Origin of the sequence: Fructilactobacillus ixorae, assembly GCF_024029915.1 — a bacterium.
Lineage (GTDB): Bacteria > Bacillota > Bacilli > Lactobacillales > Lactobacillaceae > Fructilactobacillus > Fructilactobacillus ixorae.
Genome location: NZ_CP097478.1, coordinates 95872 through 111771, shown reverse-complemented (window position 1 = coordinate 111771; position 15900 = coordinate 95872). Strand labels below are relative to the sequence as shown.

The window sequence follows — 15900 nt, the reverse complement described above, 5'->3', positions numbered from 1 at the left end:
CTAATCCACCTTTTATTTTTCTAGCAATCATCAGCGCTAAACCACGCCACAATGCTGTTTGAACCTCAAAAACTTTCTTTTAGCATACCAATTCTCAGCCCTTTTGTAAATATTGGCTCGCGGCGCTACTTACCGGACTGCTTCTAGGGCTGGGAGTTAAACCACCGTTCTGCGAAGGCCTGGGTTCTTTGTTGGTATTGTTCGGGTTCCATCGAGCGGGATTGGGCGTGACCCGCTCCCTTCACAATCCACAGTTCCTTGTTTTTCCCACCGTTATTACGAAAGTTCTGGTACGCGAACTTAGTGGGCACAAACGTATCCTGATCCCCATGGATGATGAAGAGCGGAATTTGATTCTGCCGTAGCGTTTGCTTGGTATCAGCCCGTTGGAAGTTATATTTAGCAAAGAGCTTGGAGTACACACTGGCAATCTGCAGAATTGGAAACGCCGGCAGTTTAAACATGGTCTTTAGCTGGTAGGCTAACTCGGCACTAATGCTCGTGTACCCACAGTCGGCAATCGCAAACTTGACGTTATGTGGAGCCAGTGGCAAAGTGTACAACACCTCGGCGGCGCCCATGCTGACCCCAAACATTCCGATTTCTGCATGCGGATTATACTGGTTTAACTGCTTCATCCAGTGGGCCAAATCGCTTCGATCTAACCATCCGTACCCAATGTAATGCCCCTGACTTTGGCCAAACGTCCGGTTATCAGGAGCTAGCACGTTGTAACCATCGTTATGAAACATCCGAATGTAGGAACTCATCTTCCGCGCTGAACCCCCATAGCCATGCACCACCACGATGGTCTTGTTTGTCGGCTGGTCCGCCGTGAAGTAGTGAGCCTTGAGGGTTAAGCCATCTTTGGTTTTCTGCGTCCACGTTTGGGAAGGCGTCCGGTCATAAAATTCAGTGTTAATGTTTTGTTCCTGACGCGAGGCAAATCCACCCCGTTGGAAGGCAAAGTTAAAGAGGAAATAGATCATCACGCCCCCAATGATGATCAAAATAACCAGGACACTGATTAGGACCCGGGGCCAGATCCGTTTTGGTTTTGGCTGCTTAGTTGTTGTCATGTCTACCTATCTTTCTAATCGAAAAAGCGCACTCCTTCCGTACGCCCACTTTAGTGATGTTGCCGGCTGCTCCCCCGGTCCAAGTTGCTGATTCAAGCTAGCAATCTTTGGGGACAACGAGCCACGGCACTTTTAATTGACTAAGTCCCATTTTACCACATCCATGAACCCCAACTAAAAATGATACAATGAATACCAGTTGAAAATGAAGGGGTTTAAAATCATGAAAAAATCGTCCCAACTCTCATTTACAAATCTAAAGTTAGTTGGAATCAGTGCCATCATTGGGATCATTACCGGAGGAATCATCTCTGCTTTCCGAATTTTAATTGATCACGGCATGCGGCTTAGCAGTTCCCTCTATCAAAGCCTGCATCAGCAGTGGACCGCCCTCTTGATCGTCATTCCGGCGGCCCTGATCATCGCCTGCATAGTCGGGCTCCTCGTCCGCTCGGAACCAAACATCCGGGGATCGGGGATTCCCCAAGTTGAAGCCCAACTGGCAGGTAATTTAGAAATGTCGTGGCCCCAAATTCTCTGGAAAAAATTCGTCGCAGGGGTGCTCACGAACTCCACCGGGGTTTTCATGGGCCGGGAAGGTCCTTCCATCCAATTAGGGGGCGCACTCGGTCAGGGAATCGCAGCGGGACTAAAGCAACAAGGTGGGGCGCGCCGGCTTTCAATCGCCACGGGCGCAGCGGCAGGTCTATCGGCCACCTTCAGTGCTCCTTTGGCTGGGACCTTTTTTGTGCTGGAGGGAATCTATCGGAATTTTCAACCGTCGATCTGGATCTCGTGCTTAACCGGTTCCTTATGCTCGAACTTTGTTTCTGAAAAGGTGTTTGGGCTAACTCCCGTCCTCCCAATTTCTTATCACATGCTCTTTCAGCCGAATATGTACTGGCAATTGTTGCCTCTAGGCATGCTCCTAGGTCTGTTAGGGCATTGGTATAACCTCGGTATCCTGAACGCGGGGAGTTGGTATGCCAAGCTCAAAGTTATCCCGAGCTGGTTGTACTGCGTGGTTCCCCTCCTCTTAATCATCCCCATTGGAGTGTTTTTCCCAGAAACCATTGGAGGGGGAAGTCAAACAATCATGTTAGTGGCCCACAACCACTACGCCGTAATCTTGCTGTTAGCCTGGTTGGCCCTCCGGTTTGGCTTTGGACTCGTTTCTTACGGAGCCGGACTCCCAGGGGGCTTTTTCATGCCCATCCTGACCCTGGGAGCGTTAATTGGGGTCATCTACGGGAGCGTCATGAATCAGTTCGGCCTACTCTCAGCGGGCTTAATGAACAACCTCTTGATCTTTGGCATGGCCGGCTGTCTAACGGCCGTTTGTAAGGATCCCTTCACCTCAATCATTTTGATCACGGAACTAGTCGGTAGTACCCGGAACTTTATGTCGCTTACCATCGTGGTCTTAATTGCCTACCTCACGAGTGACCTACTGGGAACCCAACCCATCTATCAGGTTCTCGCCGAACGGTTAACCAGCGTCAAACGCTACTTAGATTCCCTGGAAGCCACCGACCAACTACAGGTTCCCGTCTTTGACTTCAGTGAGGTCGCTAACCACCAGGTCAAAGACATTACCTGGCCGGCGAATACCATTTTAATTACGATTAAACGGGGAAACCTAACCATTCTGCCCCACGGCGCCACGGTAATTAAACCGGGTGATAATCTAATTTTTCTAGTCCACAAAGATACCCGTGGCTATTTATATCAGGAATTAAATCACATGACTACCAACCAACAAGAAAAAATTTAATTGTGCCTACTGGTCAACCACGTTCTTAGCATTAGCAAACCCCTTTTCGAAGGGGTTTGCTTTTTTGGTTGGCTCTAATTGTAACCTTGGTACAAAAACGATCAAAAAACAATTAGTAATTAACTAATGATTATCAAGTTTATTTCTAATACTAATTTAAAAAATATACGTTAATATAGAATACATGATTACTTGGGTGTAGTTGTATTCTGCACAACCAATTTCTAGAAAGCGTGATATTTTTGAATATCGACTGGTACAAAACTTTTTTAACCATGGCTCGCATCTTGAATTATCGAAAAGCGAGCGAACAAATCCACCTCTCCGAGCCATCTCTACATCACCAAATTAAAAACCTGGAAGCTCACTTAGGGGTCACCCTCTTTGCCAAACAGGGCCGCCACCTTCGCCTCACCGCCTCTGGAAACCGCTTGATTCCGATTGCTGAAAAAATCGTGGCAAGTTATAACGATGGTTATCTCGAAATGAAGCTCTTCAAGGAGCAGAAGGCTTCCTGTTTGTACATCTCGACCTATTCGCTATTTGTCCCCCTCATGAAAAAATTCATCCCCATTTTCATTCGGAAAAACCCGCAGATTGAGATTTCGATGATTGTAAATGATTGCAACATGAACGAATGTGAATGCGATATTTACATCACCAAATCAATTAGCAAGCAGAGTCAGCAAAACGTCCAAAAAATCTATGAGTACGACATGAAACTCGCCGTTCCGGCTGGGTTAACAAACATCAACGAAGGCTTTACTAAGTACGACATCGTCTTTAGCCACTTTCACTCGCCCGCGCTCAAAAAACCCTGCACCAGCTTCATCCCAAGGCGAACTTCATCCGGATTGATGACTTAGAGGTGATTAAATCGATCATTGCCGATGGAGACGGAATGGCCTACCTCCCGGATTTCTCCCTTGAAGCAGATGAAACAAACATTAAACAAATTCAAAGCACCATGATCCCCACGATTTCTGAAGCAATGTACACAATCAAATATACGGAAACCCGCGAAATCGAGATTTTTGAAAGGGAGTTAACGAAGTTCCTCCAGCAAATTTAACCCAATTCGTGCGTCTCCATAACGTTCCTAATTTCTAGTAGCACCAGTAGTCCCCAGCCCCTGCATGGTTTAGCCCGTGCGGGGGCTTTTTGCGATTAGTCTCCGGTTGCGACTCGCTCCTTTCTAGTTACTTAATCATTATAAAAATTAACGCGGACAATTAGAATTTATCAAATTCAGTTATCCAAATAAAATTGCTACGCTTGGAATAATTCAAATCTGGATCGATCCGAACTGAATTAATCTTGGTAACTATCCCACTTAAAGGAGCTAATCGTGAAAAGAACTAACACTAATTTACATTACAAGATGTATAAATCCGGCAAAAAGCTGGTTTTTGGAGCCATCCTCCTCTCCAGCATGTCAATCCTGACTACTGGCGTCTTACTGACTAGTGATGCCCATGCCGAGACGACCATCCCTAAGACCGCCGGGGTGGCGACTGCCCCAGCACAACCAGCTGAGCAACCAACGACCCAATCAGAACAAAACCCTGCGCAACTTTCCACCGCGCAGCCAAAGCAAGCAGCCCCAGAGAAGCAAACTGCTACAAACTCAAAAGTGCAACAGCAGGCCCAGCCAGACCATAACCCGGCACCAACGACAACTATTGCCCAGAACCAGGACCCGCAAACTCCAAATCCTGGTCTAAAACCAACGGAGCAGCCCGGCACCTCGACTAAGCAGGAACCAGCTAGTCAGCCACAGGCCCCTGCTCCAGTTTCAGATCAGTCAGATCACCAGGATGTAACCACCGACCAAGCAGATCATTCGGACCAGCACCACGACACAGTGACTACTGATCACCAGTCACAACAGACTGAAACGCAGGCTACCACGCATCCAGATCAACCTGCACCGCAACCTGCTGGACCAGAGGAATCACCAGTGATAACACTAGTGGCCCAACCAAGTTCCGCACAACCAGCGGCGAACGCCACGCCCCAATTCAAGCCAACTGACTCCCACATTCAATTACGGGGAAATGATTACTATTACATCGATGATCAGGGCCAGGTGGTTAAAAATCTGACCGTCTACGACAACGGCCACCCCTTCACCTTTGATCGTGAGACCGGAAAACTGGTTCCCCAAACCATGCCGGAAATTAATAAGCTCAATCCCATTTTCATTCCGAACAACGCGGCCTATTCTGCTCATGCCGAATCATTTACCAATGTCAACGGCTACTTAACCGCTAACACCTGGTACCGACCAAAGGAAATCCTCCGTGACGGAACACCCTGGCAGGCATCACAGGTCACTGACTTTCGGCCCCTGTTAATGACCTGGTGGCCCAACCAACTAGTTCAAATGAACTATCTCAGTTACATGCAAACTAATAACTTCCTGGGCCGGCAGTTCAAAATCACTCCCAATAATCAACGCTTACTAAGCGCCTATGCCTTTCAAATTCAAAAAAACATTGAACGCAGAATCAGCGCGAACCACGGAGACACCGTGTGGTTTCATGACTTGATCAATGACTTCATTAATTCCCAACCCAGTTGGAACATTGAATCCGAAAACCAGGGAAGCGATCACCTCCAAGGTGGAGCATTACGCTATGAAAATAGTGACTTAACCCCCTACGCTAATTCAGATTACCGCCTCCTTAACCGGACGCCTTCCAACCAAACTGGAAGCTCACAAACTGGCAGTACCGGTGGTTTTGAATACCTACTAGCCAATGACGTTGATAATTCCAATCCGGTGGTGCAGGCCGAACAGTTAAACTGGTTGCACTACATGATGAACATTGGTTCCATCGTGGCCAATGATCCGAGCGCTAACTTCGACGGTTACCGGGTGGATGCGGTTGACAACGTTGACGCTGATTTATTACAAATTGCCGCTGACTATGCCAAAGCTGCCTATCATTTACAGGCTGACGAAGCGACCGCAAACCACCACCTATCCATCCTTGAAGACTGGGAAAATTATGATGCCGATTACGTTAAACAACACGATAATAATCAATTAACCATGGATTTCCCCATGCACCTGGCTTGGAAATATTCCCTTAACATCCCGGCAAACCAACGGAGTGGCCTCGAACCCAATTTAACCACCAGCATTGTCAATCGGACTGGTGAAAACAAGACTGAAAACCAGGCTCAACCAAACTACTCGTTCATTCGAGCTCATGATAGTGAAGTGCAAACCGTCATTGCCCAAATTATTAAGGACAAAATCAATCCCAATTCAGACGGGTTAACCGTGACCCCTGCAGAAATTAAACAGGCCTTTGAGATTTATGATGCCGACCAAAAGAAGGCCAATAAGGAATACACTGCCTACAACATCCCCGCTTCCTATGCGCTGATGTTAACTAACAAGGACACGGTGCCGCGCGTTTACTACGGTGACCTTTACAGTGACGATGGCCAGTACATGGCAACTAAATCACCATACTATGAGGCCCTAGTCGCATTATTGAAAAACCGAATTAAATACGTCGCTGGTGGCCAACGGATGAACGTGCAATACGTTAACTCCAAGACGGGCACGCCCACGGGAATTTTAACGTCTGTTCGCTACGGCAAGGGCATTGAAACGAGCACCCAACTGGGACCGGCTACCAGCCGCACCGAGGGAATCGGAGTAGTTATTAGTAATGACCCGCATCTGATCCTTGATCAAAACGCTCGGGTTATCTTAGAAATGGGACTAGCTCATCGCAACCAGGCTTATCGGGCCCTCTTAAACACAACGAGAACCGGTCTCGGGATTTATCAAACCGATGATCAGGCCCCCCTTCTCTACACTAACGATCAGGGGCAATTGATCTTAACGGGCGCGCAACTTTTCAGCGTAACTGATCCGCAGGTATCCGGCTATCTCTCAGTTTGGGTTCCAGTGGGCGCTCCAGCCGACCAAGACGCCCGCACGGAAAGTTCAACGGCTCCAGTAACCGACGGCAAAGTCTTTCATTCCAACGCTGCGCTTGATTCACAACTAATCTACGAAGGCTTTTCGAATTTTCAAGCCATGCCTACCACGGAAGCAGAACGAACTAACCGCCTGATTGCCCAAAATGCTGGATTCTTTAAGTACTTAGGAATTACTAGTTTTGAACTTGCGCCCCAGTACCGCTCGAGTACTGACACTAGTTTTCTGGATTCCATTGTTCAAAATGGCTACGCCTTTACGGATCGTTATGACGTTGGTTTTGACACGCCAACTAAATACGGAACTACTGATGACCTATTGAATGCGCTGCGGGCTCTCCATCAACAAGGTTTGCAAGCCATCAATGACTGGGTTCCCGATCAAATTTACAATCTTCCTGGAGAAGAAATTGTCACGGCGAGTCGAACCGATAACTTTGGAAATCAAATCCCCGATGCCTCCATCAACCATACGTTATACGACTCAAAAACCGTTGGTGGTGGAAAGTATCAAAAAGAATATGGAGGCAAATTCCTGAAAGAACTGCAAGCCAAGTACCCAGAACTGTTTAAAGTAAAGCAAATTTCTACGGGCCAACCCATGGATCCGAGCCAACGCATCACCGAATGGTCCGCCAAGTACTTTAACGATTCTAACATTCAACACCGGGGGGCAGAATACGTGCTCAAAGACGAAGCCACGAACCAGTACTTTACGGTGACTGGTGACAGTAGTTTTCTTCCTAAGCAAATTCAGGGAGAAAAATCGGACGTTGGCTTTAAACAAATTAACGGCCAGCTGCACTACTTCTCAACCAGTGGCTACGAAGCCAAAAATCAATTTATTCAAGCCAAGGGAAACTGGTACTACTTCGATGCTGATGGAGCAATGGTTACTGGTGAAAAAACGATTAATCACCAAACCTACTTCTTTTTACCTAGTGGCGCTGAATTACGGGATTCCTACCTTCGTAACCAGGATGGTACCTTCTACTTCAACCAACGCGGAGAACGGGTCGCATCCCGCTTCCTCCAAATCGATGGTAACCAGTGGCGCTACTTCCTAAGTGACGGTCGTATGGCCACCGGAGCCCAGACCATTAACGGTCAGAAGATGTTCTTTAACCAGGCTGGGATCCAGGTCAAGGGAGATCAAGTCCTTAATCCGGACGGCTCGATTAACTACTACGAAGGCCAAAACGGGACCAAGTTAACCAACCAATTTGCCGAACTCCCCGATGGCCGGTGGATGTACATGGACCACAATGGGAACGCCGTCACTGGCGCCCAAACCATAAACGGTCACCGCCTATACTTCGACCAAAACGGAATCCAAGTCAAGGGAGACCGCGTGGTTAATCCGGATGGTTCGATTAACTACTACGAAGGTCAAACCGGTGAAAAGTTAAGCAATCAATTTGCTGAACTGCCCGACGGCCGGTGGATGTACCTGAACCAACTTGGAAACGCGGTCACCGGAGAGCAGGTCATTGACGGTCACCACCTGTACTTCGATCAAAATGGAATCCAAGCAAAGGGCCAAACCGTTACTAACCCTGATGGAACCACCAGCTATTATGACCCTAATTCTGGTGACTTAATTAAACCCACTAATTCCATTAACATTACTAAGTAACTTTTTCGATTGTTACGAAGCCAACTGAAAACCCCCACCTAAATTCTTAGGTGGGGGTTTCGATTTACTTAGGGTCTAACTAAGCCGGGTGGCTTCTTAGTCAACGACCACAATGTTTTTAGCATTCAATTTGAATGCTTCCTTCTTTTGACTCTTCATACTACGAACCTGAAAGTTAACCTCGACCACGTTTCCAGCTGCTCGTAACTGGGCGGCCTGTGCTAACGCATCATCGAAGATTCGGTTGATGGTTTCTGGATCCTGACCCTTCGTGTCGGTACAAATAAAGTAGTCAACGACATGTTCCTTTGCAGTAGCTTGGACCACCGTCGCGAGCCGTTCTTCTCCAAACGCGAACCCAACTCCACCCATCTCGGGGCCCCCAAATTCCTGAACCATGTTGTTATACCGACCGCCAGCACAAATCGTGGTGTATCCATCCCCAAAGGCTGGGGCCTTCGCTTGGATTTCAAACACCGTGTCGGTGTAGTAGTCTAATCCCCGAACCAAGCGGTCATCAACGGTATAGTTCACGTGTAACACGTCTAAGGCCTGCTTTAAAGCTGCAAAGTACCGTTGTGACCGTTCATTCAGGCTCGCCGCTAGTTTCGGGGCCCCCGCCACGATTGCTTGATCATGCCGATCCTTACTGTCTAAAATCCGCAGTGGGTTCTGCGTCAAGCGCCGCTGTGAGTCTGAACTAAGCTCATCTCGATACTGTTGAAAGTACTCCACCAGGGTCGCTCGGTACGCAGCCCGACTTTCATCATCCCCCAGGGTGTTAAGCTCTACCCGAAGATCCTGGATGTCTAATCCTTGAAAAATGTCAAGCGCCAGACGAATGACTTCAGCATCGATTTGGGGACTAACCGCCCCAATCGTTTCACAACCAATCTGATGAAATTCCCGATTATGGGTGGCTCCGGGACGTTCATATCGAAACATTGGTCCCATATAATACGTTTTAACGGGTTTCGGGTGCTCGGGACCAAACAACTTGTTTTCCACAAAGGAACGCACAATTCCCGCAGTTCCCTCTGGACGTAACGTGATGTTCCGCCCCCCTTTGTCTTCAAATGAATACATTTGTTTTGTCACGATATCAGACGAATCCCCAGATGTACGACTAAAAACATCCGTCTTTTCCACTAAGGGCGTCCGAATTTCGGCATAGTTATACCGGGCGAAAACGGTCCGAGCTGTATCTTCGATCCGTTGCCAAATTGCCGTCTGCGCCGGCAGGATGTCTTCCATTCCACGGACTCTTTTAAATTTTCCGTCCATTCCTTCAACCAACTTTCTTTTTGAACTGTTTAGTTAAATTCTACCATTATTCTACCGTTTTTAATAATCCCATTCCCAAATTCCACCGCTGAACCCGTCAAAATGGGGACGTACATTTTTTGGTAAAATAGAAATTAGTGTTCGTGATTTTCTTTGATTTTCCCCACCCTTTCTGCTATTCTAAGATATTAATAACGACAACTTAATACTTAGGGGGATTTCATGAATAATTGGGAAAACAAGTTTGGCCAACACGAAGCACTTACCTACGATGATGTGCTTTTGGTACCGGCAGCAAGTGATGTCTTGCCCTACCAGGTCGACTTAAAAACAAAATTAGGCAAAAACCTTCTGCTAAACATTCCGGTTCTTAGTGCCGCGATGGATACGGTCACTGAAGCGGCCATGGGCATCGAAATGGCCAAACAAGGTGGGCTGGGGGTAATCCACAAAAACATGGCCACGGCGGAACAAGCCGCCGAGGCGGCTCGCGTCAAGGCTGCAAAAGTCACCGGTGACCAGGCCGCGGTTGATGACCAGGGACGCTACCTAGTCGCTGCGGCCGTTGGCATTAACGACGAAACCTTCTCTAGAGCCCAAGCGCTCTTTGATGCGGGCGCTGATGCCATCGTCTTGGACTCCGCCCACGGCCACTCGAAAGGCGTGCTCACTAAAATCGCAGAAATTCGGAACCAATTCCCCAACCAAACCCTGATTGCTGGAAACATCGCAACGGCAGCGGGAGCCCGGGCGCTCTTTGAAGCCGGAACCGATGTGGTTAAAGTCGGAATCGGTCCAGGATCAATTTGTACAACCCGGGTAGTCGCCGGGGTAGGCGTGCCCCAAATCACCGCTGCGTTTGAGTGTGCCGAAGTTGCCAAAGAATACGGTCGACAAATCATCGTTGACGGGGGCATGCAGTATTCTGGTGACATTGCTAAGGCCCTTGTTGCTGGTGGTGACGCCGTTATGCTCGGTAGCATGCTGGCCGGAACCACGGAAGCCCCGGGTAAAATTCTGGAAAGTGCCGATGGCAAACAGTTCAAGGTTTACCGGGGCATGGGCTCCATTCCAGCCATGGAAAAGGGCTCGTCTGATCGGTACTTCCAAGGTAAAGTAAAATCAGAAAAGAAGCTTGTTCCGGAAGGAATTGAAGGAAAAACAGCTTATAAAGGCGATGTTTCTAACATCCTTTACCAAATGATGGGTGGACTACGGGCCGGAATGGGTTATGTAGGTGCTCCGACCATTGCCGCTATGAAAGAGGCCCAATTCGTGCGCATTAGTAATGCCGGCCTCCGTGAATCACATCCCCACGATGTCCTAATTACCAAAGATGCCCCTAATTATCATAAATAGGAGGAACGAGATGCCAAACCCGACTAAAAAATATGACTCCGTCGTTGTGTTAGACTTCGGGAGTCAATATAATCAGTTAATTACCCGCCGGATTCGGGAAATGGGGGTTTATTCCGAACTCAAACCCCACACCATGTCGGCTAAAGCCATCCAAAAAATGGACCCGAAAGCCATCATCTTCTCCGGAGGACCCAACAGCGTTAACGGCCCGAACGCCCTAGGGGTGGATCCAGAAATTTTCAAGCTGGGGATTCCCATTCTAGGGATTTGTTACGGAATGCAATTGATGGCTCACGATCTTCCTGGTGGCGAAACCGTCACTGCTGAAAACAGCGAGTACGGGCAAGCTAACATCGATGTCACCGACCATGATTCCGAATTTTTCAAAGACATGGACAACACCCAACGGGTCTTAATGAGCCACGGGGACTTTGTTACCAAGGTGCCTGATGGATTCTCGGCAACTGCTACTAGTGCCAACTGTCCAATCTCCGCCATGGCTGATCCAAAACGAGGCTTTTACGCCGTCCAATTCCATCCCGAAGTAAACCTAACCGCTAAAGGTCGGGAAATGCTCCGGCACTTTGTCTTTGACATTGCCGGGGCTCAAGCCAACTGGTCGATGGATGACTTTATCGAAGATGAAATTCAAACCATTAAGGACACCGTGGGCGACAAACGGGTGTTGCTCGGTCTTTCTGGTGGAGTGGATTCCTCCGTAGTGGCAGTCCTGTTACACCGGGCTATCGGTGATCAGTTAATCCCCGTGTTCGTCGATCATGGTCTGTTACGAAAAGACGAAGCCCGTCAAGTGCTCAAATCCCTGGGTGAAGACTTCGGCCTCAACATTGACTTCGTCGATGCTAGCGACCATTTTCTCACGAAGCTCAAGGGCGTTACTGATCCCGAACAAAAACGGAAAATCATTGGCAAAGAATTCATCGACACTTTTTCCAATGAAGCCCGTAAATTTAAAGCCGTGGACTTTTTAGCGCAGGGAACCCTCTATACTGATGTAATTGAATCAGGGACCGATACAGCACAAACCATCAAATCGCACCACAACGTGGGGGGGTTACCAGCTGACCTCCAGTTCCAACTAATTGAACCACTCAACAAGCTCTTTAAGGATGAAGTTCGCGAACTCGGCGAAAAATTGGGGATGCCAAAGGAACTCGTTTGGCGGCAACCGTTCCCTGGACCAGGCTTAGCCATTCGGGTGATCGGAGAAGTTACTCCCGCACGCCTACGGATGGTGCGTGATTCCGATGCTATTCTTCGAGACGAATTTGCAAAAGTTGGACTGAACCAAACCGTCTGGCAATACTTCACGGCCCTGCCTGGGATCCGCAGCGTGGGAGTCATGGGGGACGAACGAACTTATGACGAAGCCGTGACGATTCGGGCCGTTACCTCGGTCGATGGGATGACGGCTGAATTTGCGGAAGTGCCTTGGGAAGTGCTGGGAAAAGTATCCAAACGCATCGTCGACGACGTTGCCGGCGTTAACCGCGTGCTCTATGACATCACGGGCAAGCCTCCTGCAACCATTGAATATGAATAATCAAAAAGTAGCCTCATTTTCTAAATCTGTATGACCTTAAAACCCTCATCGTAACGTAAGATGAGGGTTTTTATGTTCCAATCATTCGCGGCTAAATCGCTTCCCCACAATTATATTTCATAAACCCAGCATTCTTCGGTATAATTGAATTATTAATTATCTTTAAATAGGAGGACTTTCCATGGGCATTTTAGAAGCCGTGCTTATTTTGCTCGGTCTAGTGTTAATTTCCAACGTCGCCAGTCATTACATCACCTTGGTGCCAGTTAGTTTGCTTCAAATCGCACTAGGGGTTGGAATGGCCCTCTGTTTCAACTTTAAAATTGAGCTCAATACCGCCTGGTTCCTCTTACTCTTCATCGCCCCACTGCTCTATAACGATGGCCGTGAATTCCCCAAAAAGGAACTTTGGGAGCTCCGGGGTCCCATCTTTGAAAATGCCATCTGGCTCGTCTTTTTAACCACGTTTGTCGGTGGGTTTGTCGTCAACTGGTTAATTCCCTCGATGCCCCTGGCCGTTTGTTTTGCCCTAATTGCGATCCTTTCACCGACCGATCCGGTGGCGGTGCAGTCAATTTCCAAACGAGTTAACTTACCCAAAAGCATCCTGCATCTAGTTAGTGGTGAAAGCTTAATCAACGATGCCAGTGGGCTGATTGCCTTTAAATACGCCGTGGCTGCCGTGGTCACCGGCTATTTCTCCATCTACAAGGCCGCGGGTGACTTCATTTATATGTCCCTAATGGGTCTCTTTATCGGGTGGCTCCTCATGCTGGTCCTCCTGTGGGTTCGTAACAAACTTGACAGTGTTCATTTCCATGACGCCATCTTTAGCGTGGTCCTGCAGTTACTAACTCCCTTTTTAATCTACGTGGTCGCTGAAGACTTCCTCCATGCCTCCGGTGTAATCGCGGTGGTGACGGCTGGAATTTTGGATCACGTCCAAAATAAACGGGTGGCGGGCCAAACGCCTGAAATTACCCTGCTTACCAACCGGACGTGGGACATCATTGTGTACTGTCTAAACGGAGTAGTGTTCTTGATCCTCGGAATCGAGTTACCCCTGGCCATGAAGAGTGTGATTAAGGGGAACAAGTATGGAACCCTCCAGTCCATTGGGTATGCTTTTCTAATTTGGTTCTTGATTCTGGCCATTCGAGTTATTTGGATCTTAGGTTACCAATCCTTTTCATACTACATTACCAAGAAGGAAAAGAAAAAACCGAAGTTTAAGACCGGCCTGTTAGCCGGACTCTCCGGCGTGCGGGGCGCCATTACCATGGCCGGGGTGCTCTCCGTTCCCACCATCATCAATACCGGCGCCCCCTTCCCTGATCGCGCCTTGATGCTCTTCATTGCCGCCGGAGTGATCGTGATTAGTTTAGTGGCGGCCGCAGTGACCATTCCGTTAATTGCACCGGGGCAAGGAACACTTGAAACCCGAGCCTCAAGCATCAAAGACGATGAACCAGAAGACGATAATGAGGAAGCAAGCGAAAAAGCCAACAATGAATATGTTAGTTACGGGGTAGCAAAACTCTACATGATGAATTCCGCAATTGCATACTTGGAATCGAACAAAACCGAATCAAACCAACGCGCCGTTTTTGATATCATCATGGACTACGAAATGGCAATTCGTAAGCAACAACGCCGCTTTAATAACCGGCCCGAAATGACCAAGAATCTAAACGAAACCATCGCCCTGAGGCGGGTAGCCCTGCGGGGCGAACGGAATTCAATTGAACAACTGTACAAACAAAAGCTAATTGGATCAGATGCCTACTGGATTTCCTCCCGTCGGCTGAACCAAGAGGAATTCCGGCTTTCCCAGGCCACTGGAACTAAACAAACCAAAATCAAGATTCATCATCTGAGTTCGTTACTACGGTTCTTACGAATTATTAAATTTTGGCAGTCCAACCAAAAAGAAAGTCAAAAAACCAAGGCCGATTTACGCTTGATCCAAAAGGTTGGTTCCCAAGGAGCCATTACTGCCTTAAACCGCTTCTTGAACCGGGATGACATCAACCGGAAGGATTTTTCAGCTCAAAACGTCCATTTCTTACAGGTGTATTACCAAAACCAAATTCAAGAAGCAAAATCGTTTGGTGATACAGAGCAAGAAGAACAAAAGTACGAACGCGAGGTTCTGGAACTTAAAACTCAAGCCCTCGAAGCGGAACGTAAGGCCATTGAACTGTTGATCGAAAATGGCCACATTTCGCGTAATATGGGCTTACACCTTCGACAAAACGTTAACTATGAAGAGACCATCTTGTTGAATGATTACAAGACTGAAAGTGAATAACTACCCTTCCATAAATCGGGTGCTTTATTTTAATTTCATTAATGAACAACTTAATTAGAAAGAATCATTCAACTTTTTAATGTTTTTATTTTCATTTTTAATTTTATAGGTTATAATAATTACGTGCTTTACAAGTCAATCTTTACTTGTGCCTTGAATTTTCAAGGCTGAACTACATTTTAATATTTTAGGAGGTCTTCATTTATGAAGAAGAATAAGCTTATCCTTAGTGGAGTTGCTTCATTTGCTGCTATGCTTGGTTTAGCCGCTGCAGCTCCTGCTGTACACGCCGCTCCAGCAGTTAACAATAGCGAACTGCCACAAAATACTAGTACCACGATGAACGATACAAAAGGTAGTGTATCTGCTACTTCAAACGCTCACGTAGCCGTTCAAACTGGTTACTTATCTTTAAACTCAGTTCCTGACTTGAACTTTGCCCCAACCAGTCAATCAGATTCAAACCAAACTCAAGGTTTGTTGAACAACAACACTGGTTCCCGTCAAAGTGTCATCTCAGTTACTGATAGCCGGAACACTAAAGAAGCTCAAAACGGTTGGACGTTAGATGCTGCTTTAGGTCAATTCAACAACGAAGCTGGCCAAGCTGCTGCTAACCCTGCTGCATGGGCAATTAACTTGAACAACACTGGTTACACTAACAGCCAAGGTTCACGGGTTAACATTAACTCAAACGCCCGGATTACTGCTGGTGGCGAAGGTGCAAACGTAATTACTGCTACTAACGGTCAAGGGCTTGGAAACACGACGATTGACTACAGTCGTCAAGGTAGAGACGTTGCAAGTTTAGTAGTTCCTGCTGGTACTACCCCAGGTGCATACAACGCCCCAATTACTTGGACGTTAGCTGCTGGAACACCTACTAACCCTACAGAATAAGAGTTAACTAATGTTTCAATAGTTACAAAA

The 15900-nt window shown here is 47.5% G+C and carries 10 protein-coding genes; 8 read left to right on the top strand and 2 right to left on the bottom strand.

Annotation, left to right across the window (positions count from 1 at the left end):
- Nucleotides 1-143: 143 nt before the first annotated feature.
- The gene (locus M8332_RS00470; protein ID WP_252780203.1) at nt 144-1079 is read right to left on the bottom strand and encodes an alpha/beta hydrolase; all 936 of its coding nucleotides are present in this window, start codon (nt 1077-1079) and stop codon (nt 144-146) included.
- Between the two features lie 223 nt (nt 1080-1302).
- Here M8332_RS00470 and M8332_RS00465 point away from each other — a divergent pair, with 223 nt between their 5' ends.
- From M8332_RS00465 to M8332_RS00450, 4 genes are all read left to right on the top strand, one after another.
- Nucleotides 1303-2853: a ClC family H(+)/Cl(-) exchange transporter gene (locus M8332_RS00465; RefSeq protein ID WP_252780201.1), complete on the top strand. Its 1551-nt coding sequence runs from the start codon at nt 1303-1305 to the stop codon at nt 2851-2853.
- A gap of 233 nt (nt 2854-3086) precedes the next feature.
- On the top strand, nt 3087-3719 hold the full coding sequence (locus M8332_RS00460) for a LysR family transcriptional regulator (protein ID WP_289847019.1): 633 nt from the start codon (nt 3087-3089) through the stop codon (nt 3717-3719).
- Nucleotides 3720-3721: 2 nt separating this feature from the next.
- Entirely contained in the window at nt 3722-3925 is a 204-nt protein-coding gene (locus tag M8332_RS00455) for a hypothetical protein (RefSeq protein WP_252780199.1), read from the top strand.
- Between the two features lie 276 nt (nt 3926-4201).
- Entirely contained in the window at nt 4202-8452 is a 4251-nt protein-coding gene (locus M8332_RS00450; protein ID WP_252780198.1) for a glycoside hydrolase family 70 protein, read from the top strand.
- Between the two features lie 96 nt (nt 8453-8548).
- Here the strand turns inward: M8332_RS00450 and hisS are convergent, their stop codons facing one another.
- A complete protein-coding gene (gene hisS, locus M8332_RS00445) occupies nt 8549-9736 on the bottom strand; it encodes a histidine--tRNA ligase (protein ID WP_289847031.1) in 1188 nt (395 codons plus the stop codon).
- 222 nt (nt 9737-9958) lie between these two features.
- Here hisS and guaB point away from each other — a divergent pair, with 222 nt between their 5' ends.
- From guaB to M8332_RS00425, 4 genes are all read left to right on the top strand, one after another.
- Nucleotides 9959-11095: an IMP dehydrogenase gene (gene guaB / locus M8332_RS00440; RefSeq protein ID WP_252780196.1), complete on the top strand. Its 1137-nt coding sequence runs from the start codon at nt 9959-9961 to the stop codon at nt 11093-11095.
- 10 nt (nt 11096-11105) lie between these two features.
- Complete coding sequence (guaA, locus tag M8332_RS00435) at nt 11106-12659, top strand: glutamine-hydrolyzing GMP synthase (protein WP_252780195.1); 1554 nt, start codon at nt 11106-11108, stop codon at nt 12657-12659.
- Nucleotides 12660-12840: 181 nt separating this feature from the next.
- Complete coding sequence (locus tag M8332_RS00430; RefSeq protein WP_252780194.1) at nt 12841-14970, top strand: cation:proton antiporter; 2130 nt, start codon at nt 12841-12843, stop codon at nt 14968-14970.
- A 204-nt stretch (nt 14971-15174) separates the two neighbouring features.
- Nucleotides 15175-15870 carry a WxL domain-containing protein gene (locus M8332_RS00425; protein ID WP_252780193.1) on the top strand — a complete coding sequence of 232 codons (696 nt, stop codon included), beginning with the start codon at nt 15175-15177 and terminating at the stop codon, nt 15868-15870.
- Nucleotides 15871-15900 lie beyond the last annotated feature (30 nt).